21 protein-coding genes and 1 tRNA gene are annotated in these 25,398 nt (G+C 55.2%); 18 read left to right on the top strand and 4 right to left on the bottom strand.

The genetic code is table 11. The features are described from left to right. Nucleotides 1-570 precede the first annotated feature (570 nt). The 6 genes from AC6CHM_RS20660 to AC6CHM_RS20685 all read left to right on the top strand — a co-directional run bounded on the left by AC6CHM_RS20660 (nucleotide 571) and on the right by AC6CHM_RS20685 (nucleotide 5,499). On the top strand, nucleotides 571-1,362 hold the full coding sequence (locus AC6CHM_RS20660; RefSeq protein WP_354342872.1) for an EAL domain-containing protein: 792 nt from the start codon (nucleotides 571-573) through the stop codon (nucleotides 1,360-1,362). 408 nt (nucleotides 1,363-1,770) lie between these two features. Further along, entirely contained in the window at nucleotides 1,771-2,535 is a 765-nt protein-coding gene (locus tag AC6CHM_RS20665) for an amino acid ABC transporter ATP-binding protein (RefSeq protein WP_115054822.1), read from the top strand. Beyond that, nucleotides 2,532-3,176: an amino acid ABC transporter permease gene (locus tag AC6CHM_RS20670; RefSeq protein ID WP_498174540.1), complete on the top strand. Its 645-nt coding sequence runs from the start codon at nucleotides 2,532-2,534 to the stop codon at nucleotides 3,174-3,176. Before AC6CHM_RS20665 ends, AC6CHM_RS20670 begins: the two co-directional genes overlap by 4 nt. Further along, on the top strand, nucleotides 3,176-3,838 hold the full coding sequence (locus AC6CHM_RS20675; protein WP_115054706.1) for an amino acid ABC transporter permease: 663 nt from the start codon (nucleotides 3,176-3,178) through the stop codon (nucleotides 3,836-3,838). The genes AC6CHM_RS20670 and AC6CHM_RS20675 overlap by 1 nt, the downstream gene beginning before the upstream one ends. 31 nt (nucleotides 3,839-3,869) lie before the next feature. Further along, nucleotides 3,870-4,700 carry a substrate-binding periplasmic protein gene (locus AC6CHM_RS20680; protein ID WP_498174543.1) on the top strand — a complete coding sequence of 277 codons (831 nt, stop codon included), beginning with the start codon at nucleotides 3,870-3,872 and terminating at the stop codon, nucleotides 4,698-4,700. A gap of 64 nt (nucleotides 4,701-4,764) precedes the next feature. After that, complete coding sequence (locus AC6CHM_RS20685; RefSeq protein ID WP_498174545.1) at nucleotides 4,765-5,499, top strand: aspartate/glutamate racemase family protein; 735 nt, start codon at nucleotides 4,765-4,767, stop codon at nucleotides 5,497-5,499. Nucleotides 5,500-5,662: 163 nt separating this feature from the next. Here AC6CHM_RS20685 and AC6CHM_RS20690 read toward each other — a convergent pair whose 3' ends face one another. Continuing rightward, nucleotides 5,663-6,598 (bottom strand): LysR substrate-binding domain-containing protein, encoded by a 936-nt coding sequence (locus tag AC6CHM_RS20690; protein WP_115054709.1) that lies wholly within the window; start codon nucleotides 6,596-6,598, stop codon nucleotides 5,663-5,665. A gap of 94 nt (nucleotides 6,599-6,692) precedes the next feature. Between AC6CHM_RS20690 and AC6CHM_RS20695 the strand changes: the two genes are divergently transcribed. The 9 genes from AC6CHM_RS20695 to AC6CHM_RS20735 all read left to right on the top strand — a co-directional run bounded on the left by AC6CHM_RS20695 (nucleotide 6,693) and on the right by AC6CHM_RS20735 (nucleotide 21,495). Continuing rightward, a complete protein-coding gene (locus tag AC6CHM_RS20695) occupies nucleotides 6,693-9,134 on the top strand; it encodes a GcvT family protein (RefSeq protein ID WP_498174548.1) in 2,442 nt (813 codons plus the stop codon). 257 nt (nucleotides 9,135-9,391) lie between these two features. Continuing rightward, nucleotides 9,392-10,168 carry a response regulator transcription factor gene (locus AC6CHM_RS20700; protein ID WP_115054711.1) on the top strand — a complete coding sequence of 259 codons (777 nt, stop codon included), beginning with the start codon at nucleotides 9,392-9,394 and terminating at the stop codon, nucleotides 10,166-10,168. A gap of 980 nt (nucleotides 10,169-11,148) precedes the next feature. Beyond that, nucleotides 11,149-13,242: a mechanosensitive ion channel domain-containing protein gene (locus AC6CHM_RS20705; protein ID WP_498174551.1), complete on the top strand. Its 2,094-nt coding sequence runs from the start codon at nucleotides 11,149-11,151 to the stop codon at nucleotides 13,240-13,242. 1,230 nt (nucleotides 13,243-14,472) lie between these two features. Then, nucleotides 14,473-18,618 carry an autotransporter outer membrane beta-barrel domain-containing protein gene (locus AC6CHM_RS20710; RefSeq protein WP_498174553.1) on the top strand — a complete coding sequence of 1,382 codons (4,146 nt, stop codon included), beginning with the start codon at nucleotides 14,473-14,475 and terminating at the stop codon, nucleotides 18,616-18,618. 235 nt (nucleotides 18,619-18,853) lie between these two features. Further along, nucleotides 18,854-19,399: an invasion associated locus B family protein gene (locus AC6CHM_RS20715; RefSeq protein WP_354342855.1), complete on the top strand. Its 546-nt coding sequence runs from the start codon at nucleotides 18,854-18,856 to the stop codon at nucleotides 19,397-19,399. A 258-nt stretch (nucleotides 19,400-19,657) separates the two neighbouring features. Further along, nucleotides 19,658-20,371 (top strand): response regulator transcription factor, encoded by a 714-nt coding sequence (locus AC6CHM_RS20720; protein ID WP_115054824.1) that lies wholly within the window; start codon nucleotides 19,658-19,660, stop codon nucleotides 20,369-20,371. Nucleotides 20,372-20,649: 278 nt separating this feature from the next. Then, nucleotides 20,650-21,027, top strand: coding sequence for a hypothetical protein (locus AC6CHM_RS20725; RefSeq protein ID WP_354342853.1), 378 nt, complete (start codon nucleotides 20,650-20,652; stop codon nucleotides 21,025-21,027). A gap of 51 nt (nucleotides 21,028-21,078) precedes the next feature. Then, nucleotides 21,079-21,300, top strand: a complete 222-nt coding sequence (locus AC6CHM_RS20730; protein ID WP_115054717.1) for a hypothetical protein — start codon at nucleotides 21,079-21,081, stop codon at nucleotides 21,298-21,300. A 72-nt stretch (nucleotides 21,301-21,372) separates the two neighbouring features. Further along, nucleotides 21,373-21,495, top strand: a complete 123-nt coding sequence (locus AC6CHM_RS20735) for a hypothetical protein (protein WP_354342851.1) — start codon at nucleotides 21,373-21,375, stop codon at nucleotides 21,493-21,495. Between the two features lie 306 nt (nucleotides 21,496-21,801). Here AC6CHM_RS20735 and AC6CHM_RS20740 read toward each other — a convergent pair. Further along, nucleotides 21,802-21,892 (bottom strand) — tRNA-Ser (locus AC6CHM_RS20740). Between the two features lie 428 nt (nucleotides 21,893-22,320). Between AC6CHM_RS20740 and AC6CHM_RS20745 the strand changes: the two genes are divergently transcribed. From AC6CHM_RS20745 to AC6CHM_RS20755, 3 genes are all read left to right on the top strand, one after another. Beyond that, nucleotides 22,321-22,644 (top strand): hypothetical protein, encoded by a 324-nt coding sequence (locus AC6CHM_RS20745; protein ID WP_115054718.1) that lies wholly within the window; start codon nucleotides 22,321-22,323, stop codon nucleotides 22,642-22,644. A gap of 35 nt (nucleotides 22,645-22,679) precedes the next feature. Then, nucleotides 22,680-23,345 carry a peptide-methionine (S)-S-oxide reductase MsrA gene (msrA, locus tag AC6CHM_RS20750; protein WP_115054719.1) on the top strand — a complete coding sequence of 222 codons (666 nt, stop codon included), beginning with the start codon at nucleotides 22,680-22,682 and terminating at the stop codon, nucleotides 23,343-23,345. Nucleotides 23,346-23,521: 176 nt separating this feature from the next. Next, complete coding sequence (locus AC6CHM_RS20755) at nucleotides 23,522-24,529, top strand: BMP family lipoprotein (RefSeq protein ID WP_115054720.1); 1,008 nt, start codon at nucleotides 23,522-23,524, stop codon at nucleotides 24,527-24,529. Between the two features lie 32 nt (nucleotides 24,530-24,561). Here the strand turns inward: AC6CHM_RS20755 and AC6CHM_RS20760 are convergent, their stop codons facing one another. Next, complete coding sequence (locus AC6CHM_RS20760; RefSeq protein ID WP_498174558.1) at nucleotides 24,562-25,038, bottom strand: GNAT family N-acetyltransferase; 477 nt, start codon at nucleotides 25,036-25,038, stop codon at nucleotides 24,562-24,564. Further along, the gene (locus AC6CHM_RS20765; RefSeq protein WP_115054722.1) at nucleotides 25,039-25,251 is read right to left on the bottom strand and encodes a SlyX family protein; all 213 of its coding nucleotides are present in this window, start codon (nucleotides 25,249-25,251) and stop codon (nucleotides 25,039-25,041) included. Between the last annotated feature and the right edge of the window lie 147 nt (nucleotides 25,252-25,398).

Here is a 25,398-nt window from a genome sequence, read left to right on the forward strand (position 1 = left end):
CAACTTACTGGCAGCGGCACTTTTTACGACAAGGCCTCCTCATTGTGGCCACGCCGTTGGAAAAAAAGTCCAATCTGAAGGTAAAATAGCTAAAGCAGATGTCGGTGCTGACCGGTGGGATCACATCGCGAGTCTTCGCGGTGTTTAAGGCTCTCTTCCGCCAATGCCATCCACTCGGGCTAAGAATGCATCACCGATGGTGCAATCACCAGATGGTCTCCCCTAGTTGCGTCATGGGCCTGTCCAACGGCGTCTGGAGCAGGCAGCCCCCTGAACTGCGCCCGCTTGCCAGTCATGCCCATCCAAGAACGAGCCGCTTCTCGCTTGCTCTCGCTGCTTGTAGCTCAGAGAGTGTCATAAAGTGTCAGTTACTGATATTGCTCGCGCCTCATAAAAATCTATTCTGATGCTAGAAATAGAGCGTTGGGGCGCACTGGTCGTTCCCGATAGGAGTTCTTTTAAGGTCGCAGTGTTGCGCGCTTGGGAATCTTGCTGGAGGCGTCATCTTTTTTCCTGGGACACATCCGACAAGTTTAATGGCGCGCTCTATTCGGCTCTTGGGGAGTAGAGATGTTTAAGCACCTTGATATTCTCGATGAAAAGCACGTGGAGATTGTAGCCACTGCCATTGCCGATGACCGCATAGGCTGCGTCATTGAGGACATCCGGTCTGCATCTGACAATGATGAGAGCCTCTATGGCGAATGCCTCGCGCGGCTGATCGGGCCGGATGGTAGGATATATGCGGCCAGTGCATTTGTTCCCTGCCTCCATGTTCTACGTGAAGTATCGATGCTCGACCGGCATATGGTCAAGCTGGTCCTCGATTTACTCGATGCTGATCCGATGAGCGTCTTGGGATGCAACCTGTCCGCCGACAGTATTGCGGATGCAGCGGTATGGAATGATATCCTAGATCAGCTTCACCACCGCTCCCATCTCGCACCGCGGATTGTTCTGGAAGTGACCGAGGCGCACGGACTGAACAGCCTGTTATTCTGCGTAGACAAGATAGCAGAGGCCCGCAGCTTGGGCTGCCTCTTCGCGTTAGACGATTTCGGAGCGGGTTTTGCGTCTCCGAGACTGATCCAGTTGATCGACTTCGATATCATCAAGATTAATCAGGCCTTCGTTTGCGATATCAGACCTTCATTCGAAGAGCGCAATAGCTTACAGAACATTGTCGGCCTTGCATCCAGCTTCGCTCCGCGGATCGTCGTTGAAGGCGTGGAAACCGTTGCCCAGATCGAAGCTGCGCGAGCCGCTGGTGCGACGCATTTTCAAGGCAATTTTTTCTCGGATTCGGTTACGCGTGATGTCGCCAAGGCCTGCAAAAACTTTGAGTCGTTCCAGCATCTGTAAGCCTTGCGCAACAGACGGAGACCGGATACGTCTCGTTGGCAGACAATTCACCAAGGGGCGGAGCCTTTTGCGGGCATTTGACCAATGTTCAACGCTTTAAAGGCGGCGGAGCGATGGCCTTCGCCGCCCGATTTTTGACAGTAGCATAACTTTGCGTTTGGCGTGTCGGCAATTTTTTCGCCCTGCCCAGCGCACGGCAGAATGCTAACATTCGTCGTAACAACGGGAACGCGGCTAGAAACGGAAAGTCCAACGGCGAACTCATACGGAAGTGGTTCACTTGAAAAGCCATCCCGCAGACAGGCGCGCGGACTATTATTGCAGGGGGGTGAAATGACATGGACGGTGCCATCCTTTATCGCAGGCGAAGATCGACTTCACCTCGGATCGAGCGAGGTGCAGCCTGAGATGACTGCCGCGTCGGACAACGTGCTCATTCGTCTCAAGTCCTTGAGCAAGCACTATGGAACCCACACCGTACTTGACGGCATCGACCTCGAAGTGCGTTCGGGGGAGGTGCTCGCCATCATCGGGCCGAGCGGTTCAGGCAAGAGCACGCTCCTGCGCTGCATCAATTATCTCGAGCAGCCCGACGGCGGCACGATCTCGATCGGTTCGATAACGATCGATGCAGCCCGCGCCGTTGCGGGTGCCGAACTCTCCGGTCTACGCAGGCGAGTTGGCATGGTGTTCCAGTCGTTCAATCTCTTCCCGCATATGTCTGTGCTGCGCAATGTCAGCCTTGCCCAGGAGCGTGTTCTTGGTCGTAGCCGCAAAGACGCCGATGAGCGTTCCATGCAACTCCTCAAACGTGTTGGCCTTGATGACAAGGCCGAGCAGTATCCAGTGCGGTGTTCGGGCGGCCAGCAGCAACGCATCGCCATTGCCCGCTCTCTAGCGCTTGATCCGGATATTATGCTCTTCGACGAGCCGACTTCGGCACTCGATCCGGAACTCGGTCTTGAGGTTCTCGCCGTCATGCGCGAGCTTGCCGACAGCGGCATGACCATGATCGTCGTTACTCATGAAATGGGCTTTGCCGAGAATGTCTCCGATACGGTCTTGATCATGGCCGATGGCCATATCGTCGAGAAGGGGCCATCCAAGGAGGTGATGCGAAATCCGCAGCAAGAGCGGACCAAACGCTTCCTCCGCGCGGTGCACGATCGATGAGCCTGGCGGACATGATTCCCCTCCTGCGCGGCCTCACCTGGACGGTCGCGCTTACAGCTGGCGCGTTCCTCATTGGTGCCGTGCTCGGTATACCGCTGCTTGCAGCCCGCAAGAGCCGACTGCCGCCGCTGCGCTTCCTCGCCATGGTCGTGATCCAGATCGTCCGCGCGATTCCGCCGATCCTATGGCTCTTCATCATCTTCTTCGGCCTCGGCATGGGCTTGATGCCAATCAGTCCCTTCAATGCCGCGCTGACTGGGCTTGGGCTGATTGCGGCTGCGAACATGGCGGAAATCTACCGTGGTGCGGTCGCGTCGATCCACCACGGCCAGTTTGAGGCTTCTGCCGCACTCGATCTCGGCCGCTGGTCGACCTTGCGCGACATCGTCGCCCCGCAGGCGTTCCGCGTCGCGCTGCCTTCGGCGGCGAGCTACCTTATTGGTCTCATGAAGGAGACGGCAGTCGCCTCGACCATCGGCGTGGCGGAGCTAGCCTACCAAGGCAATCAGCTATCGCAGCTGACTTATCGCGGCCTCGAAATTTTTGCGCTGGTCGGGCTGTTCTATGTACTCCTCAGCCTGCCGATAGCGTGGCTCTCACGCGTCGCTGATAGTTATCTTCAGATGAAGGTGGCACGCTGATGTTTCCGAGCTACGCCGAAATTTCCACTTGGCTGCCAGATCTTCTCGCTGGACTGTCGATAAGCATACAGGTGACGGTCCTCAGCCTTCTTATAGGTATTCCCTTCGGGCTAGTCCTCGCGCTTGGTGTCTTGGCGAGGAACCGGGTTGTGAAAATCCTTAGCCTATTTTTGGTCGAGATCGGCCGCGGAGCGCCGGCGCTGGTGCTTCTACAATTCATCTATTTCGGTCTGCCGACGACCGGATTGACTCTTGCTTCCTATCCGGCCGCCGTGATTGCGCTCGCTTGGAATGCTGGTGCCTATACCAGCGAGATCATCCGCGCCAGCCTGCAATCGGTCGCCCATGGCCAGCGCGAAGCGGCGGTCGCTCTCGGCCTCAGCCGGCTTGACGAGTTGCGGTATATTCTCCTGCCGCAGGGACTCCGTGTTGCGCTTCCTGCATTGCTTGGCTTCTCCATCCTAATCTTTCAGGGCACCTCTCTTTGCTTCACCATTGCACTGCCGGAGCTGGTGAGTCGCGCCTATGAAATCGGCTCCACGACCTTCCGCTACTTCCCGGCACTGCTCTCCGCCGGCATGCTTTACGCCAGTATTTCCGTCCCTGCCGCTCTCCTCGTCAATTACGTTGAAAAGCGTGCGAGCCTTTACGCCCACCGTTGAACCAACCTGAAAGGATGCCCGAATGCCCCGAATGAATACCACGACGCAGATCTTTCTCTCCGGTATCGCTGCTCTCGCGCTCTCGGTTGGGACCGCGTCCGCGCAGGATTGTACGCCGAAGCATCAGTTCACCACGGTTGAGGCCGGTACGTTAACGGTCGCAGTTACGACCTACGTGCCGCATTCTTTCGTCGACCACAGCGGCAACATGAAGGGTATCGATGGCGATATCGCCACAGAATTCGCCAAGCGCCAGTGCCTGAAGGTTAAGGCGATCGCCGTCGATCCGGCAGCCGCCATCCAGTATGTACTCTCCGGACAAGCGGACATTACCACCGGCGATTGGTACCGCACGGTCGAGCGCGCGAAGGTAATGAGCCTTTCCACTCCGCTCTATACTGACCAGATGGGCATCTATTCAAAGGAAGGCTTCAAGAACGTCACCGATCTCGAAAGCAAGCAGGTTGGAACTGTGCAGGGCTACCTCTGGGTCGCCGACCTCAAGGCAATGCTTGGTGGATCGCTGAAGCTCTATCCGAACTCGGTCAATTTGCGGCAGGATCTGAACTCCGGCCGCATCGATGTTGCGGTCGACGGCTATTCGACCGGTGTCGTAGCCGAACAGCAAGGTGCGCTGGGCGACGTTAAGGTCAATGTCGCCGCTCCGGACGACCGTGTAAAGGCAACCAGGGAGGCGGCGCAAGCGGCGTTCCCCTATTCGCTGAACGCGAAGGAACTGGGCGCCGCGCTGGATGCCTCGATTGCCGAAATGCATGCTGATGGCACGATCGTGGCTATCCTCAAATCCTACGGACTGGACGGCACGGCAGCGGATACAGGCGTACCGCGTCTCGTCGAGTAACGAACTCAGTATACGGGAACAACATTCCCGTATTTCCCAGACATGGAAATCGGAGACTACAACGATGACTGTCTACACGGTCAAGCGAAAGACGCAGTCGTGGTATGGAGAGCAGATCGGGATCCTGATCCTCAATGCCGCCTATCCCTGCGTCCCTGGCAATGTCGGCAATGCGACAACCTATGACTATCCGGTACGCTTCCAGGAGGTGCAGGGTGCCTCGATCGATCGGTTGCTGAACCAGCGCGATCCAGCTCTGAAAGACGCGTTCATCGAGGCTGCCGTCGAACTCCAGAACCGCGGTGTCAAGGCGATCACCGGCGCTTGTGGGTTCATGGCCTACTTTCAGGAGGAAGTGGCGGCGGCGGTCGAGGTTCCGGTCTTCCTTTCCAGCCTGATGCAGATACCCTTCATGCATGCTCTGTGCGGTGGGCGGGTCGGCGTCATCACCGCAAATGCCCCGCGCCTGACGCGGCGCCACTTTGCCGCCTGCAAAGTCGATGACTTTGTACCACTGGCCATTGCCGGCATGGAGGGACAGACGGAGTTCCGCGAGGCTGTTCTCGAAGAGCGCGGAACGCTGGATTCCGCTGCAATCGAGCAAGAAGTGAAGGAGGTGGCGCTGCGTCTCGTGGAGAACAATCCAGACATCCGCTCGATCCTCCTTGAGTGCAGCGACCTGCCTCCCTATGCCCATGCGATACAGGCGGCGACCGGCCGGCCGATCTTCGACTTCATCACCATGATTAATTACGTGCAGCAGACTATCGTGCGCCGCCCCTATAGGGGCCACATGTAGCTCGACCATTTCCGATTGCGGGGCAGCAGCCTCGCACTCGGCACCATCTCCTTGGGCAATGCGGGTATTACAGCCCTGGTGGCTGCTAGGACGGTGACGAGCAATCGCCCGCTTGATCTTCCATCGTTATGTCGAGGCCGACGACAATTTCATCGATACGGCGTCAATCCGTGCTGACTGAGGCGGCGCAGCCGTCGTCGTTCTGCTGGATCAGCCACTCGCGGAAGAGTTCGGTACCCCGTTTCGGCGGGCGTTGCGCCGGCATGATGATGTGGACCGCCAGGTCCGAGCGATAGGTTTCCTTCAGCGGGGCAACCAGCCTTCCGTCTTGCATGTGCTCGTGCACCAGATGCTTCCAGCCAAGTGCAATGCCTTGGCCTCGTACCGCAGCCTCGACGGAACCGAGCGCATCAGTGAAGACAAAATCCTGCTTCAGTTTCGCCACGGGGACAGCCTGGCGCTCCAGCCATTCGCGCCAGCCCAGGCGAGTGCGGTGTCGCTCCTCGAAACTCAGGAGCGTGTGCTGGAGCAGATCCGCAGGTCCATGGATTGGCCCGTGTTGCTTCAGATAGCCGGGACTACAGACCGGCAGTACCTCTTCAGCCGCAAAACGCCAGGAATGGACACCTGGCCACTTACCATTGCCGAGGCGGGCGGAAAGGTCGATGTCCTCCTCCGCCAGGTCCTGGTCATCACGGCTGCTCTCCTCGATGCGCAGCGATACGTCAGGATGCTTAGCCTTGAAATCCCCCAGTCGCGGCAGCAGCCAGAGCTGCACGAAGGATGCTGAAAAGGAGACTCGCACGATATCTTGCGAATGCTTCTTCTGGAGCGAGGAAATCACCATGTGCAGATGGTCGAAGGCCTCCTGTGTTTCCTTGTAGAGCCGCTGGCCATCTGCGGTCAGTTCCAGTCTTGTGTGTTCGCGGCGGAAGAGCTTTAGACCCGTTGCCTCCTCCAGCAGCCGGATCGTCTTGCTGACCGCCGGCTGGCTGACATTCAGTTCTTGCGCTGCAGCAGTGAAACTTCGCCTGCGGGCAGCAGCCTCGAAGCAGAAGAGATAATTGGCGGAGGGGATGAGGGAGCGGAGTCTGTGCATAATCTGAGGTTATCCCCATCGGTAATTTTTAGCAAGATTACAGCCTTCCACAACCTTTGTACGGTACTGAAAATCAAATCTGAAAGACTTTCTCATGCAAACTCATGCTCGCGCCGTTGTCATTGGCGGCGGTTGTGTCGGCGCTGCCATCCTCTACGGTCTCACCAAACGAGGGTGGACCGATGTCGCGCTTTTGGAGCGCACCCAACTGACGGCCGGCTCCACCTGGCATGCCGCCGGTCTCATTCCCTCCTATGCTCGCAGCATCAATATCGGCCGCATGATCGCCAAGACCATCGAGATCTACGAGGGCCTCGAAGAAGAAACCGGCCAGCACGTCGGCTGGCACAAATGCGGTCAACTTCGAATCGCCAATACGCGTGATCGCCTAGACGAATACATGAGCTATATGAGCGTTGCCGCCGTGCAGGGTATTCGCGCCGAACTGGTTACGCCGCAAGAAGCCCGCGATCTCTGGCCCCTGCTCGAAAACAACAAGAACATGCTGGCTGCGCTTTATCATCCCGATGACGGCCACATTGCGCCGGCCGACGTGACGCAAGCTATGGCCAAAGGCGCGCGAGACCGCGGCGCTAAAATTTACCTCAACACTGAAGTGAAAGGGTTCAAACGACTTGCCGGCGGCGAGTGGAAGATCATCACCAATAATGGTGAGATCATCTGTGAGCACATCATTTCGGCGACGGGCAATTACGCCCGCCAGACGGGCGCCATGCTTGGCCTGAAAATCCCGGCGATCCCCATTCTTCATCAATACTGGATCACTGATGCCGTTCCCGAGGTCGTGGAGCGCAAGCGCCAGGGCTTGCCGGAAATGCCGATCTTGCGCGACGAAGGCTTCGAAGGCTATCTGCGCGAAGAAGGCGACGGGCTAATGTTTGGCCCGTATGAAAAGACCGAGCATCTAAAGCTTTTCGCCGAGAACGGCGTGCCTGAATGGTTCGGTGCCGACCTCGTAGAAGAGGATTTCGATGCGGTCGCGTGGAACTGGGAGTCCGCGATCGAGATGGTTCCCGCGCTTGGCCGCGTCGGCATCAAGGCCAATGTGCGTGGTCCCTTCCAGATGACGGCGGACGAACTGCCACTGGTCGGGCCAGCGTGGGGACTGGAGAATGTGTGGATCGCCGAGGGCGTTCCGGGTGGCATCTTGTGGGGTGGCGCGATCGGTTACTATCTCTCCGAACGCATCGTCGAAGGTGTCAACAGCCTCGATACGTCAGAACTAGATCCGCGCCGGTTCGGCACCTACGCCAACAAGGAATGGACGCGCCAGAAGGTACGCGAATGCTGGGGCACGCATGCCGAGCTGCACTATCCCGGTCAAGACATGCCCGCTGCCCGCCCGCAGAAAACCGGCCCATCCTACGATATTCTGTCCCAGCGCGGCGCCGTCTGGGGCGTCCTAAACGGTTGGGAAGTGCCGAACTGGTTCGCGCCGGAAGGTGTGGAGGCCAAAGACCAGTACAGCTGGCGCTGGACGCAGAAGGGGCACTATGTCGGCGAGGAAGTAAGGGCCGTGCGCAAGGCAGTTGGTCTAGTCGAGATGACCCCCATGTCGAAGTTCGAGGTCTCCGGTCCCGGTGCTGAGGCTTGGCTCGACGGCATCCTCGCCAACCGGTTGCCAAAGATTAGCCGCGTCAACCTCAGTCACCATCTGACAAAGAACGGCGGTGTACAGGCGGAATATATCGTCTCGCGCCTTGAGGACGGCACCTTCTACCTGATCTCGACCCCGCGCGCTGAGCGCAGCAATTTTGATGACCTGTCGAAACTTCTGCCGAAGGACGGCAGCGTTCAGGTCCGCAACGTCACCAACGAGCGCGGCTGCTTCACCGTCGTAGGCCCTAAGGCGCGCGAGGTACTGCAGGGTCTCACGGAGATGGACCTTTCCAATGAGGCATTCCCGTGGTTCAGCGTCAAGTCTGGCACGGTCGGCCTTGCGACTGACGTGCGCATGCTGCGTGTCAACTATGAGGGTGAACTTGGCTGGGAACTCTACCATCCGCTGCCCTATCAGCGGCAACTGCTGCAGGCAATCATCGTGGCGGGTGAGCCGCACGGCCTGCGCCTCGTCGGCTATAACGCGCTCGAATCGCTGCGCCTTGAGAAGTCCTATCGTGCCATGTGTCGCGACATGAACCCGGAACTGACGGCCTGGGAAAGTAATCTCGACCGCTTTATCCGGCTCGACAAGGGCGATTTCATCGGTAAGGCCGCGCTGGTGCGCCAGAAGCAGGAAGGCGTGAAGCAGCGTTCGGTGACGATTGCTATCGACACGGATGGTGCAAGCTCGCTTATTCATGAGGGCGTCTATCATGGGGGCCGGCTCGTCGGACGCATCACCTCCGGCAGCTATGCCTATACGCTCGGACACGACGTCGCATTCGCCCTGCTGCCGGTGGAACTCGGGACTCCTGGAACGAAACTGGAGGTGCCAATCCTTGGCGAGCGCCGCAAGGCACGGGTGATCGCGGAATCGCCTTACGATCCTGATGGTCTTCGCGGCCGCATATAGTGAATTGAACGATGACGATCTAGGTCGAAAGAGGCGCTGCGGCTAAAGGAGGCTGGCAAGGCGGGTGGAGTGGTGAGCGTACCATCCGCATGTGCCGGACAATCCTCTGATGCACTGCGCGCTCTTCAATCGAGCGAAGCTGCCGGCACACGCTGGCTGTATGCACCCATAATTTGGGACGCAAGGCATTCAAGCAAGACGGACAATGAAAACTGCAGATCAGAAAGAAGATTTGGGATTGCGAGGGGGACGTGTCAATGATCGAAGAGGGTTTCAAATCTAACAATACTGGGAATATTCCCCTCGTTTATCTTGTCGACGCTGACGAGGATTTTCGTGAGGAAATGGTGCTGGGCCTATCAAGGCTTGGCCTGAATGTGCATGGATTTGATGGCGCTGCATCGTTCTACCGAGCTTATGCCGCAAAGCGGTCCGACATCATCATTCTTGATATCAGTTTGGACGGCGAAGACGGTTTGTCGATAGCTGCTCATTTGCGCACCTCACAGTCAGTCGGGATCATCATGGCGACCGCCCGCGGCTCCATAGATGACCGGGTCAATGGTCTTGTAGCGGGAGCTGACGCTTACCTCATCAAACCCATCGATGTTCGGGTACTCGCTGCCACGGTGACGGCGCTCAATAGTCGTCTCAACAGGCTCAACATCGCTGCGCCACCTCCGCAAGCCGCGTGGGCGCTGGTGGAAGGCGGTTGGGTACTTACCGACGGCATGGGCCATCGTCTCCGCTTGACCACTGCAGAGCAGCGCCTCTTGGGGCGTCTGTTTATTGAGCAAGGCAAGCCCGTCGAACGGAGTGTGCTGGTGGAAGCCTTGGGTGAAGACATTTATGACTTCAACTACGCGCATCTTGATACCATCGTGAGCCGCCTGCGTCGAAGAGCCAGCAAGTCCGGTATGGTTCTCCCTTTGCATGCGATTCGCGGCAATGGCTTCGCTTTTACCGACCGAGCGATAGAACAGGATCTGCAAGGAGTTAACAATTTTCAAAACGGGACTTTATCAGCTCGTTGAAGTATCTGGTGGCGTCGTGAAGCTTTATTCGCCGCCACTGCCTCTCACAGCTCACGCCATGCTCGCACACCCTGCGGACATAATGACAATTGCTGAAGTCGGTCTGACAATCGGATTCAATTCCGTTGCGAATTTCATCGCCCTTCAAGCAGCAATTCGATCATAGTCCAATCGGCAACTGAACAACTAAGCTCCCAGATGGCCCGACGCCAATCACGTCTTATCGCTCTTTGGCCGATTTTAATGAGAATGCGAGCAAAATCAGTAGCTAGCACTCCACAAAACTAACGAGGGCGGACAGGTTAGCGGAAAGCAGCGGCCACACCGATCGGATCGATTGGGCTATTGAATCTCGTCCTTGCGGAAGGAATCACCCTCGGGGTGCGCAAGAGGGCTGATGCCTCCAATACCCACCCCTTCCGGGGGTGTCAGTAAGTGTCAGTTAATGCGATTGTGCAGAATCGTAAGAATGACTACCCAGAAAAGAAACGTATCGAGCAGAGATGTGCCGCTCGTATTACGGGGGTAGATGCCTGAAGCCGCTAGTCTTCAGCACAGGGTTCATTGCATGCCAAGTCTGGATTTCTTGTTGAGCACTCACTTGAGCGCCGTGAAAAACAAGCTTCGAAGCCGTCTGGGGGCTTCCGAGCCGGAAGGAAGGGCGTGATGGTATCTTGTCGCCCTTCCTTCAACGGCGGCGCAGTCCAGGTGCTGTCTAAAGAAACCAACAAGATCCCTTATGAGGTCTGGTGGTTCCGAATGCAGGTTTTGCGGGATCCTCACAGCTTGGGGCAATCATAATTTCGGCACACGGCAATTTTCCGACTCTCAAGGATGCAGGCAACCCAATGACGGCCACAGACTTCGGTAGGGACTTTGATCAACCTACAGGCAAACGGAAACAGCGGATCGCTCTTTTCGCCTCAGGGGCGAAGTATCAAGGTCGCTCGATTTCAGTGCTGGCATAGGGAGAGACAAAGATGCGCTGGTTGGGCGTTCTTTTTCTGATTTGGTTCACGGCAATTCCGGCCACTGCTCACGCCGTCGCGGCCCAGGAGGCTCAGCTCAACGACAGCGCGGACGTGGAGACTCTGATCCGGATTCTTGAAAACGACGAGGCGCGGAGCCGTCTGATCGAGAGACTGCGCGGAGCCAATGGCAATCATGCGGACGAACACGCATCCGTCGCGGCAGCTCCTACAATAGCGGACAAGATCGTCGGCTATGCGCGGGGTGCTGTCGAGGACAGCGCCGATCTGGTAGGCAGCCTCATTACTTTGGGAGCCAAGGCCCGGGACCTCTTTTCCGGCGCGGCCACCGTAGATTTCCACCGCTTGTGGGACCCTATTCGAAGCATTTTCCTGGTGGTGGCCAGTACCTTCGGTGCCTACTATTTGCTGCGCCTCGCCTTGAGGCGCGCGCAGCGGCTCCTGGCCCAAAGAGCCACAGAGAGTGACTTCCTGCGCCGAATCGGAATTATCGGCCTAGTCGGCGGCGCCGATATTTTGACAGCGCTTGTCGCTTGGGCGTTCGGCTATTTTACAGCTCTTTATTTCGGCGCTGACACAGGACGCAGCCAGACACTCTTCCTGAACGCTTTCTTTTATATAGAGCTCGCCAAAGTGGCCGCCCGGCTTCTACTTACACCGCGTTGGCCGGCGTTGCGGCTGGTCGGGATCGATGACATGGCGGCCGCTTACTGGTATTTCTGGTTGAGTCGGCTCGTCAGCGTTGTTGGGTACATGTTTGTGTTCGCCGCCCCACTGCTTGCCGAGCACGTCTCGCCCGGTGCGGGTGAAGCGCTGCGGGTCGTCACCCTCTTCTGTGCGTTGGCAATGGCCTGGATCATCATTATGCAAAACCGCGCCCCGGTGTATGCATTTCTAGTTCAATGCATGGACCGTGGCGCAGACGAGCCGATGGTGAAGGCATTGGGCGCAGTAGCAAGGCTCTGGCATGTGGTGGCGATCGGCTATCTCATGCTTATGTTCTTGCTGTGGCTCGCAAATCGCGAGGGCGCCCTTCCGTTCGTTTTAATTGCTACGCTCCAGTCTATCATCGCAGTTGCCGTCGGCCTGGTGCTCACGCGATTGATCGTCCGGTTTACAGCGAGCGGGATGCGGCTTCCCTCCGACATTAAAGGCCGGCTGCCGCTGCTGGAGCAGCGGCTGCAGGCCTTTGTGCCCAGCGTGCTCAAGCTCGTCTGCGGCATAATCTTTGCTGGTGTCGCCCTGGCGATCGCCCAAGTATGGCGGTTGGCGGACTTCGTTGGCTGGATTTCAAGCGAGTTCGGGCAGAGGGTAGTCACCTCCGTCGTTGCTGCGGTCTTTATAATGCTCGTAGCCGGCCTCGTTCATTTGGCCATGCAGTCCTGGGTGGAATATCGCCTCAATCCGCCCATTGGCCGCGTCCCCAGCCCGCGCGAGCGCACGCTGCTGGCGCTGCTTCGCAATGCTTTCAACATCGCTCTAAGCGTGGTCGTGCTGCTCCTAGTGCTTGCCGCCCTGGGTATCAATATCGGACCGCTGCTCGCCGGTGTGGGCATCATCGGTCTTGCCGTCGGTTTTGGCTCGCAAAAGCTGGTCCAGGATGTGATTAACGGCGCCTTCATCCAATTTGAAAACGCCATGAACCAAGGCGACGTGGTGTCGCTGGGCGGCATCACCGGTACAGTCGAGCGCCTGACTATCCGGTCGGTGTCATTGCGTGGCGCGGATGGGGGCTACCACCTCATCCCCTTCTCCTCGGTTGAATCGGTCACCAATCTCGCTCGAAATTTCAGCCATCACGTCGCCGAGATGAGCATCGACTATTCGGTAGACATTACCCAGGCGAAGGCGGCGATGCTTGAGGCCTTCGAGCGGCTTAAACAGACCGAACATGGTGAAAATATCATCGACGAGCTGGACATGCAGGGTGTGGCAGCTTTCCGTGCCTCAGATGTCGTGTTACGGGCCCGGATCAAGACCTTGCCCGGCAAGCAATGGGCCCTCGGTAGAGCCTATAATGAGCTGACTAAGCTCGTTTTCAACGAGCGCGGCATCTGGCGCCTAGCTTCTACGCCACATCGGTAAAGCCGTCAGCCCATCGGGTGGTCGCCCGACGCGATAGGGATCGTACAGCGCTAGTGTTCGGGTACTTCAGATCGATGGGGAGCGACAACAGATCGGTGTCACGTGGTGGGATAGCATCGCGCTCTTATGTTCATGTTCTCAACGGAGCCTTCCTGCCAGGGGTGCATGCACAATGCTTTCGTTCCCACCCCGTCTCCAGGTCACACCAGGACACAAACTCAGGGCCTTGTCGAAGGCGAGGCTTTGAGTTGCCGAACGCGGCACACCAGCATGTAGCTAATGACATAATGCTATTCATTTCGCCCAATTAAGTCGGAGGTGCCCACCGGCAACTCACTGGAGAAGAAAAGACTTTGGGGTGAACTGCAATAAAATGATTCTCCACAGTTATTAAGGGTATGGGGCTAAAGTTTCTCCACCAATCTTTAAGTATATAAGCGGGCAGAAGGGGAGCTCAACATACTCGCAAAAGCAAGGCAGCAGCCTCTGGATTGCATGGATGGGCTGCGCCTGTCCGCTATTAGGTATGATTCGCTATATTTCGTCGCAACAAAAGTTTAAAAACTTCCCAATCCAGTAGCTCTTTTCGACCATATTGCTGCCGATACAGCGAAGCAAAGTATATATGAAATGCATTATCTGTCAGTAAGTGACAGTTATTGTAACCAACTGAAAGTGCAAATACTTTTTTGGACGTTTAATAGTAACAAACAGTAATATTTCAGTTTCGTGCGTGCCCAAGTGAGAGGCGCTGAGTGCCGCACGATGGGGGAGTACGGATTCATTGAAAGTTACGCCCAGAGTTCGAGCGCAGCCGCGCAAGACGACCCACGGAGACAGCAAATGGAATACACTAGAGGAGAGGGTCGAAGCACTCCCTTTGTTCAGCCGGAGCGTGCCCTATCGCGATGGTGCGAGGTTGCAGTCGTTTAAAGGGCAGCTTTGGAGGTCGGTGAATACGAATTCGGAAGCAAGTGCTGACGATACGTATATCAAGTTCGTGCGGCTGTGGCGTAGTTCTTTACGACCAGAAAAACGTGTCGCGGCGAACCCGTTTTCGAACATCATTAACAAGCTGCTTGGGGGCCTGGCTGGCCCTATCTTTTCCACGGATATCGCTCCCGCGTTATTACCTTGGTCGCAGCCTTCTTATTTGCCAGCTAAGCAACACAAAACCTTGCCTGGCTGGCATTCAAACTACTCTCAGCAACATGATTAACAGGATCTTTCATGACCACCTCAAGTATCGAATCCTCAAACATCTACTCCGAAAGTCAATCCTACAAGCGGTTGCAGAATGGTGATCTGGAGGCTGCCCGGCATAGCGTTATGCTCCAAGGCGGTCGCGTCACCAAATACAAGGGCGTGGTTGGCGGGGTTGCTCCGAACGAGACTGCAGGGTCCTCGCTCTTATCTGGGGTCGCCTCAATTTCACTTCTTGCACTGGCCTCGTTGGTCGCTTTGCCATCAATCTCGCTTGCAGGTGATTGCACCACGGGCCCAGCCTCCGTTTGCTCGGGAACTGCTGATCCAGCCGATACGACACAAGTTATATCCGGAACCGCAGTAAATGTGACAACAGAACCGGGTTTCGGCCTTTCCGTGGGAGCCGGCAACGCTCTGACGATAAACGGTGTCGGTGGTGTCACATTTGATGACAACAATGGATCCACAATCTCGGGAAACCAGTATGGCTTGGAAATTGACAATACGACCTCGGGTGACCTCGTCGTAAACTCGAACGGGCATATCATTGGTGAAGAGTGGGATGCGATCTCTGTAATAAACCATCCGGGAACGGGCGACATTGTCATCAATGTCAACGATCTTGATGCTGGCAGACGTGGCGTTGAAGCGCGCCAGAACGGTACTGGCGCTCTGGAAATCACGTCGACTGGCACCATCAACAGCGGTTGGGATGGCGTGCTTGCAGAAGCCGGTGCAGCTTCCACAGGTGGCGTCAGGATCAAGGTCAACGAGATTAACGCAGGTGACTACACTGCAGTCGATGTTGGAAATAATGGGGCGAGCGGTGAGACGACCGTAACTGCAACAGGCACGATTTCGAGTGCCGCTGGCCACGGCATTCGAGTAAATGGTGTTGACGGTTCCAATTCAGGGAAACTTGCTGGATCGCTCACCATCAATGCGCAGGATATTGTAACTGGCAGCCGTGCTAGTTCTTCGGATCTCTTCGCCAGCGGCGCCGGAGATGGTATCCAGCTGACAGGCAGTGTCGGTGCGGCAGGCGATCCACAAAGCACGAACATCACCACGGGTAACATTGACGTCGCCCAGAATGGCGTGAACTTGGCGCGCGAGATCAACCGCGTAAGTGGCCAGACCAACGTTACTACTGGCAATATAACGGCCCGCGGCATGGGTGTCGTGGTCGAGTCGGGCGATAACGCCGACAATTACGCTATCATCATCAAGACCGGCGACCTCACCACAGGTAGTACCGGCATTGCTGTCAACCAGTCCGGAACCGGTAGCATTTCGGTTGAGACAGGCGATGTTAATGCAGGCATGGCAACTGCGCCCGCCGTCAACGGGTTCCAGAATGCCGGTGGTTATGGCGTCAGGCTGGACAGCGATCCACACGGGACCACCGTTGCGGGCGCGGGTGGCGCAGACTGGAACCTCAAAGCTGGCAATATTACCGTCACGAATCGTTCCACCGGCGACTTCGTAGGGACGGGCATTGCGCTCGGCACGGTGCAGAACGGTGGCAACGGCAACACGACCGTGACGGCTGGAAATATCCAGGCTGGTACGGGCGTTATTTACAATCGTAACGGTACTGGCAAAGTCGGCATTACGACCGGCGACATTACCGCAACGACCGGCAATGGCATCCAGTTCGGCACAAACATCGTCAAGAATGACCTAATTATCAATGCCGGCAACATTACGGCTGCAGCAAAAGGTATTACCGGCGATACTCTTGGCGGAACAGATATCGCTAACATCACCACTATTAACGTCGGCAGCATTACGTCCGGAAGCCATGGCATTGACATCATCCACAGCGGAACGGGTGCTGCAAAAATCAATTCTACCGGGACGATCAAGTCGGAAGGCATCGGCATCAATCTGACGAATGATTCCCTGACGCTCACCCCCCCTGCGCCCGACAGCCAGACCGTCATCACGGTGAACAACATTGATACGCCGAACAACACGGCGATCAATGTAGACTCCAATGCGGTTAAAGGGACGACGATCACCACGAACGGTGCCATCAATACGCTGGCGGCAAATGACATCGCCGGCGATGGCATGCGCGTGATTGAACGCGAAGGTCCACTTGTCATCAACGTCGCAAAGAGCAGCACCATCACGTCGTTCAACAATACGATGGAGTTGACCAACAACGGTACCGCAGGAACGACGATCAACGTTGATGGCAAACTGCAATCAACGACGAATATTGGTGCGGCCGATGGCGTTATCTGGACCTGGGGAACGCCCGGTACGACGACGGTCAACATCAATGACGGCTCCACTGTGCAAGCTGCGGGCCGGACCGGTTTCGCGATGACGGACAACGGTGGCGATTCGGTCATCAACGTCGGCACGGCTACGGTAACCGGCGGCTTCCGCTTGGGGACTGGTACTGACGTACTGACCTTCAACGGCACCGACATGACGAATGTCGGGACGCTGGATGGTGGGTTCGACGATGCAGTGGATGTCCTCAACCTGAATGCCGTTAGCAATTTGACACGCAACCTGGATACCGTGGGCCAGGAAATTCAGAACTGGCGGGACGTGAACCTGAACGGAGGCAGGGCGGATCTGGTTGGAACGATGACGGCTGGCACCTTCACCTTGGGCAAGGACGCTGCTGGCAATCCTGCGGTGCTGGCCATCGGGGCGGATCAAGTGGGCGACTCGTTGACCATCGCCGCTCTCACTGCCACTAGTGGCAACTACGTCGGCGCCGGGGGCACCATTGTATTTGATACCGTCCTTGGCGACGACAGTTCAGCCACTGACCTGATCGAGATCGAAGGCAATACATCGGGCAACACCAGTGTCATGGTTAACAATATCGGCGGCACCGGTGCGCCGACGGTTGAAGGGATCAAAATCATCGATGTAGCCGGAACGTCCAACGGCACGTTCGCGCTCATCGGCGATTATGAGATAGCCGGCCGGCAGGCCGTGGTCGCCGGCGCCTATGGATACACTCTCTGGAAGAATGGCGTTGCAAATCCGACCGATGGCAACTGGTATCTGCGCTCACGGCTGGCGCCAGTTACGCCGGTGGATCCAGTGGATCCAGTGGATCCGGTGGATCCGGTTGATCCAGTGGATCCTACCTTCCCGACCGGTCCGCTCTACCAGCCAGGCGTCCCGACCTATGAGGCATACTCGCAGGCCCTGCTCGGTATGAATGGCTTGTCGACCCTGCAACAACGCGTCGGCAATCGACTTTGGGGCGGCACTGGAAACCAGGTGGTGGCGCAAGGTGCCGATGCTGTTGGTACAGCTTATGCAGCGCCTGAGGAAGCTGGTGCAGCAATTAATGGCAACGGCGTATGGGGCCGCATTGAAGGCGCTCACAACAGTGTTGAGTCGCGGTTCTCTACTTCGAACACCGAATATGATCAGAATATATTCAAGGTTCAGGCCGGTATGGACGGTATTTTGGCCGAGACCGAGAGTGGTAAGCTGATCGGCGGGCTTTCAGTCCACTACGTTCACGGCAAAACCGAAACCAGCTCAGCACATGGCGATGGCGAAATCAGCACAGACGGTTACGGTGTTGGTGGTGCGCTGACTTGGTATAGTGAAAACGGCTTCTATCTCGACGGTCAGGGACAGGCGACGTGGTACAAGAGCGATCTTGACTCTGTGCTTGCCCGGACGAATTTAACGGATAGCAATGACGGTTTCGGTTACGCGTTGTCTATCGAAGGCGGAAAGCGCATTGCCATCAATCCGACATGGTCTGTTACACCGCAGGCTCAACTGGTCTATTCCAATGTCGATTTTGATGCGTTTACCGATGTATTCGGTGCCCGTGTCAGTCTCGATCGTGGGGAAAGCTTGCAAGGTCGTCTGGGCTTGACCGTCGATCATGAAAACTCATGGCAGAATGACAGAGGCTTGCTCAACCGCACTCATTTGTATGGGGTTACAAATCTCTATTACGAGTTCCTTGAAGGAACGAAGGTCGACGTCGCAGGTGTAAGTTTTGCGAGCCGCAACGACCGCGTATGGGGTGGCCTCGGCGTAGGTGGTTCTTACAACTGGGATGATGACAAGTATTCCATCTATGGCGAAGGCCTTGTCAACACCAGCTTGAACAACTTCGGCGACAGCTACACCGTAAAAGGACAAGTCGGCTTCCGCGTCAAGTGGTAGTCGCCTAACCTCAATGCGTCGGACTGGGCATCGCGATTATCCCAGTCCGACCTTTGCTATTCTTCAACACCCGAATTGATCAGAACCCGCAACCCGTAACATCGAACGATAAAAGGGTGCCACCCTCGGGGGAATGACCTTGAAATATCAAGGCGCGCCGTTCTGACATAGTTCCAATGACATTCTTCTACGTTCGCACCGGTGGCACAGGCCGGTTAGCTAACACAAATTCGAAGTGATCGGATTCAAACAGATGCCAAGTTTATTTAACATGATTGTTCGTTCGTTTGCGGCACTTCTATTTCTTAGCTCCGCCTCATCATCCCTGGGCCAGGAAAGTGCCGACGGCCCCACGTCTTCTCCTCCGGCATGGTCGTTGAACTGCGCGAGTCCTGACGCTGCCTCGGGTGAGCTGGTTTGTCAGATCGAACAGCGTTTTTTCCGCCAACAAACGAGAGAATTGGTTATGGTTTTGGCCATAACCAAAAAATCTAAAGACGCGACACTCTCCATGGACCTCGTCCTCCCTCACGGACTCGACCTTTTAAGTGGGGTTTCCTATCAGATTGACGCAGGCGAAATAAGAACAGCAGCCATTGGCAGCAGCAGGCAGAATGGTGCAATTACCTCCATTCCGCTTTCGCCCGATTTGCTCGCGGCATTAAAGGTCGGACGCACATTGATGCTGAAGATGAAAACCTCAGCGGGAAGAGAGTTTTCGATCCCCTCGTCATTGGTTGGCCTCACTGCGGCAATCGACCGTATGACGGCCATCAAATAGTGTCGTCGCTGGGGGAAGCTCGGTATTTAGGTTACTAAAAAGCCCACCAATGGACTTTCGATATGGAGAACAGCCGAGTATCGGCTGTTTCCAGAAGCGATACAGTTTTTTGCGGCGCGGTAGCGAAGAAATTGGACGGCGAGGAATTACCTGCGCCAGTCCTCACAGGCCCAAGGTTTTAGCCAAGGCGTTATCGCCTGCGAAGATGCGCGACCAAGGTAGCCGCTAATAATTCGGAATGAACATTTGGGTGCGTTGATGACCGAAGAGGATGCCAGTATTAATACTTTGGCGAGTACTCCCCTTGTTTATCTTGTCGATCATGAGGAAAAGTTCCTTCAGGAAATGGTTCTGGGCCTATCCAGGCTTGGCCTGAATGTGCGTGGGTTTGACAACGCAGCGTCGCTCTACCGAACTTTCTCCGTAAAGCCGTCCGATATCGTCATTCTTGATATTGGTTTGGAAGACGAAGATGGTTTGTCGGTGACTGCTCATTTGCGCGCCTCACAGTCAGTGGGCATCATAATCGCGACAGCCCGCGGCTCTATAGATGACCGGGTCGCCGGCTTGAGAACCGGAGCTGACGCGTACCTAGTTAAACCCATCGATGTTCGAGAACTGGCTGCCACAGTGATGGCGCTCAATAGTCGTCTCAAGAGATCGAGAATTCTATCGTCACCAACAGGTCCCGCATGGGCTCTGGTGGAAGGCGACTGGGTACTAACCGACGGTATGGGGCACCGTCTTCGCTTAACCACTGCAGAACAGCGCTTCTTGGGACGCTTGTTCCTTGAACGGGGCAAAACTGTTGATCGGCGTGCACTCGTGGAGGCCCTGGGCGGAGACGTTTATGACTTCAATTACGCTCATCTCGACACCATTGTGAGCCGCCTGCGTAAAAGGGCCCGCAAGTCCGGTATGGTGCTCCCGTTGCATGCAGTTCGCGGAATAGGCTTCGCTTTTACAGAGTAAGGGTAGGGCCTCCTATCACGATCAACCGCCAGCGAACTGCGGGCAAAATATTCCTAACAGGCCTCATGTGAAAGAGAGTGTCAGTAAATGGCATTGTCCACCTCGCCATCAAATTCTAAGCTCTAACTACGAACAGAGTTGGGGCACGCAGGTGTTTTCGGTAGTTCTCTTTAAGATCGCTGTTGTAGCACCTCGGAAAGCGCGCCGAAGGTTAACAATGTTGTTGCTGGAACACATTAGGAGTTTTGAAGGCGCGCTCAGCTCCGGCGGAGCCGGAAATGTTTGAGCACCTTAATATTCTGGATGAAAAGTACGCGGAGATTGTGGCGAATGCCGTCGCCGACGATCGCATAAGCTGTACGGTTCAGGGCGTTCGGTCCGTTTTAGCTCCGTCGGAAACTTTGTGTGGCGAATGCCTCGCTCGGCTGACCGGGTCGGACAGACAGGTTTACGCTGCAAGCATATTTGCTCCCGGCCTGAATACTCTGCGTAAGCTCCTCCATCTGACTGATTTCGAAATCATCAAGATCGAAGAGACCTTCATTCACGATATCCGTCCGTTTGCTGAAGGGCGCAACAGTCAGAATATCATTGGGTTAGCATCAAGCTTCGCTCCCTTGGGAGCGATCTTCGGTCAACGCTTCGCGGTACATTAAACACCAAGAACCTAACTGTACTTGGAGCGATTCTAAAACTTTGAGGCGCTTATGACGAAGGCCATCAGAATCAACGGACCAAGCAGGGTGTTCGACAGTGACGTCAATTACAGGGAGGAGTGCAAATTCGCTCTGGAACCGTCTGTAACCACATTGATTGAACTCGCCACTGAAGCGGGCTGGAGTCGCGATCAAGTGGTCTTTGCGCTGCTATCGATCGCCGCCGATGTCGTTGATCGTGCACTTTTGGAAGATGAGCCGACTTACCAATGAGTAGTGGTTACGCTAGTGACAAAGAATAAGTTTCACATCCGGTATGTCTGGCGCTCCGCATAGAGCCTGGCGTTGGGTTCCTGGGGCAATTTCGACAGTGACAGCAATGCAACCGATCTTGATACAAGCACCGGCGGTACGATGATGGGAGCCAGTGGGCTTGTCGGCAATGACCGGCGGCTCGGGCATTGCTGATGTATCTTTTTACCGCTCGATCACCTATTCGCTAACGATATGCGTCTGCTTTTGGGAGATCCCAGTTCGGATTTGAATGACCGAAATGCCGGCGCAAAGCAGCCATTGTAAGTTTGGTCGCTTCGGTACGAGAGTGGCGATTTCAGAGCCCGATCCTCAAGGCGATCATTGAGCGCCATGAAAAAGAGGTTGCCAAACCATTGAAGGCATTCACTCATTCTATAGTCTTGAGATGGTGGGTATAAAGGCAGTTCCCAGAATTGCAGAAAGGCAAGCTGCTGATATTACTGCATAAAATTGTTAGGATGGCGGAGAGAGCGGGATTCGAACCCGCGTTACGCTATTAACGTAAACACACTTTCCAGGCGTGCGCCTTCAACCACTCGGCCACCTCTCCGCAATACGCCCAGCACATAGCTGATCGGGCTAATTATGTGCAACCGAAAAGATCGGCTGCAAGAGCACCGTCAACCATCGGCCACTCATTCTTCGATACAGACACAGCGCTATACGATGGTTAGTCGGCAGCTACCCTGTGCGGCGCGCACTATAGCCAGAACAAGCACTTGTTCAACTCCTAATTCAATATATTTTTGGTTCGCGGCAAAATCATCATTTTATCATTTAATTACAATAGGTTATAGGTATAGATATGGCTGACGGCTCCTCGGAGGTACACGGCGCGCAATTCTGTTCACGTCGCAACGGATCGCAATCATGTCCAGAAAAGCGATTCCGGTTTCCGGGGTTTTGCGTTAGAGGATAGAAGATCAAGCGATCCAACATCCTTTCAGGTGAAGGACGTTTCGCCCTTGGAGAAGAATATTGCTACGTCTTATTTTCAGGCTTTTAGCCTATATCTGCCTTAGCCTGGCTATTATTGCCGCTGTGCTGGATGCCGCCAGATCAGTTGGCGCATCCAACCTGGTCATCACGTCGCTGAGAGATAGCTGGCAATCGGTTTCAGCCAACTCTTTTGCACTTGTCGAAACAAGCATCAGAACCCATTTATACAGCATATTCTGGGACCCGTTGATGCTTTGGGTACTGGACGCGCCTACAGTTCTCGTCTTCGCTCTTCTCGCGCTGTTGTTATACGCGATAGGTTACAGACGCGCCGACAAAACAGGCAGGTTCGCTGCCCGCTGAAGCATCGTCGAAGCCCATCCACCGGAGGTAACGCAATGTCCATATTCAGCATGCTGAGCAAGAAATCCGAAATGCCGACGGCAGAGCAGGCGTTGCCTGGCCGTTCATCGCCAATTGCAACCGCAGAAACGCATTTTGTTAATGGGCGCCCATTAAAAGGCCCTTGGCCTGACAATCTGCAAACCGCCATGTTCGGAATGGGTTGTTTTTGGGGCGTTGAACGTCTGTTCTGGCAAGTGCCCGGCGTCTATCTGACTGCCGCGGGCTATACTGGCGGAATTACACCAAATCCAACCTATCAGGAAACATGTACCGGTCTGACTGGCCACAACGAGGTGGTACTGGTGGTATTCGATCCGGCGATCGTGTCGTATGAAGAGCTGTTGACGATATTTTGGGAAGAGCACGACCCAACCCAAGGCATGCGGCAGGGCAATGATGTCGGTACAACATACCGTTCCGGAATCTATACTTTCACACCAGAGCAACAGGCTGTGGCTGAGGCAAGCCGCGCTGATTACCAAAGCGCACTAACGGCCAAAGGGCGCGGAACTATCACCACCGAGATTCTCGAAGCACCGATATTTTACTATGCCGAGGACTATCATCAGCAATATCTGGCCAAGAATCCCGACGGTTATTGCGGGCTGCGTGGAACAGGAGTCTCTTGCCCGATACCGAGTGCCAGAGCAGTGAATTAACCTGGGTAAAAACGGGTTTCGATCTGAATTTTGATCACTTGGCAAAATTCCGCGTGAATTTTGCTTAATGGCATGCAAGATTGACGTAGGTGCGGCGGGTTGAATGCCTCGCCGCAATGGTCTAGGGCACAGCGGAAAGTTGTGTCCTCAAACAAAATCCAGAGGGTTGCTATAAAATGAAGCGTATTGTTCTTGGTCTCCTGGCTGCTACGGCATTGCCCCTGATATCACTTGGAGCAGCGAACGCTGCGGACGACAAACCCGCTTTGATTTATGATCTGGGCGGCAAATTCGATAAATCATTCAATGAAGCTGCATTCAATGGCGCTGAAAAATATGCAGCTGATTCCGGCGTGAAATATCGCGAATTCGAAATCCAGAACGAAGCTCAGCGCGAACAAGCGCTGCGCAAATTCGCATCGGACGGCAATTCGCCGATCGTCATTGCAGGCTTTTCCGCTGCTGCCGCGATTGAAAAGGTTTCCACGGAATTCCCCGATACTAAATTTGTTATTATCGATGCTGAAGTTAAACAGCCCAATGTTCGTTCGGTCATATTCAACGACAATGAAGGTTCCTATCTCGTCGGCGTCATAGCTGCCAAAGCTTCCAAGACTGGTACTGTCAGCTTTATTGGCGGAATGGACGTTCCGTTGATCCGTAATTTTGCCTGTGGCTATGTAGGCGGCGTTAAAGCGACAAATGCGGATGCCAAGGTCATCCAGAACATGACCGGTGATACGCCGGCTGCCTGGAATGATCCGTCAAAAGGTGGCGAGATCGCCAAGTCACAAATGGATCAGGGTTCTGATGTCATTTTCGCCGCAGCGGGTGGCACTGGTATTGGCGTTCTTCAGGCGGCAGCCGATGCCGACAAGCTAAGCATTGGTGTTGATTCCAACCAGAACGGGTTGCATCCGGGCAAGGTTCTGACCTCGATGCTCAAGCGTGTTGATGTCGCCACCTATAACGCCTTCAAGGATGGTGCCGACGGTAAATTTACTGCCGGTGTGAGCTATCTCGGCGTCAAAGAAGGCGGTGTTGACTATGCTGCCGACGAGAACAATGCCAAGCTTCTGACGGATGATATCAAGGCAGCTGTCGAAGCCGCCAAGGCCGATATCATCTCCGGCAAGGTGAAGGTGCACAGCTATTTTTCAGATAATGCTTGCCCGTACAAATAAAACGACGCATCAAAGTTGAAAAAAGCCGCCGGTCAGATCATCGGCGGCTTTTTTAATGGCTTTTTCATTATCCACATTCCGGCATTCTCACCGTCTAGCTCTTCTATTTTTTGCCAGCCTATACGTTCATAATAGCCGGTCTCAGACGTATAGAGATAAAGCTGCTGATGGCCTTGCTGTTGTGCAATCTTTTCCGTTGCTTCTACCATGGCCTTGCCAACGCCGATCAAGCGCATTTCCGGCGTAACATACAGGCTTGCGAGCCAAGGCTGCAGATGAGGATGCGTTTCAAGATCGTTGTCGATCAGCAATGACAGGCCCACAGGCAAGCCGGACACAAAGCCGACAAGTGCTTTCTGGCGACTTTCAGAATTAAGAAAACCAAGGAAGCTATCAATGATTTCTTCCCGGCTGTGGCCGCCGTCACGGCCCCAGGTTATATAATTCCAGCGCGCACATAATGGCACGAGTTCGGGGTGGTTTTCGAGCAACTCTACTTTTGTCATCATTTAATAATGAGGGGGTTTGGTTACGGGCGTATCTTCGGAGGTCTGCTCTTCCAAGACAAGAAAACGATCTGTCAGGGCGTCCAGCTTGCGCCGCATTGCCTCAATAGTTTTCCATTGTTCGGTTAGCTGACCAGAGAGTTCGTCAATCGTATGTTCTTGCTCGGTTACCAGGATTTCAAGCCGCGTAAGGCGGTCATTACTTTCGGCTGTCATTCCCGTCTCCGTTGCTTCTTTTTCTGTCCCGCGTTTTGATATTTGAACAAGTTGATAGCCATTGCGTCAAGGTATGAAGAGATGATAGCGGCTGTTGAATGTTGCTTTTCTTGACTGGAAAGAAAAAATTCCCGTGTTAGGGTCGTA

It is taken from the genome of Phyllobacterium sp. GQ127, from assembly GCF_059758635.1.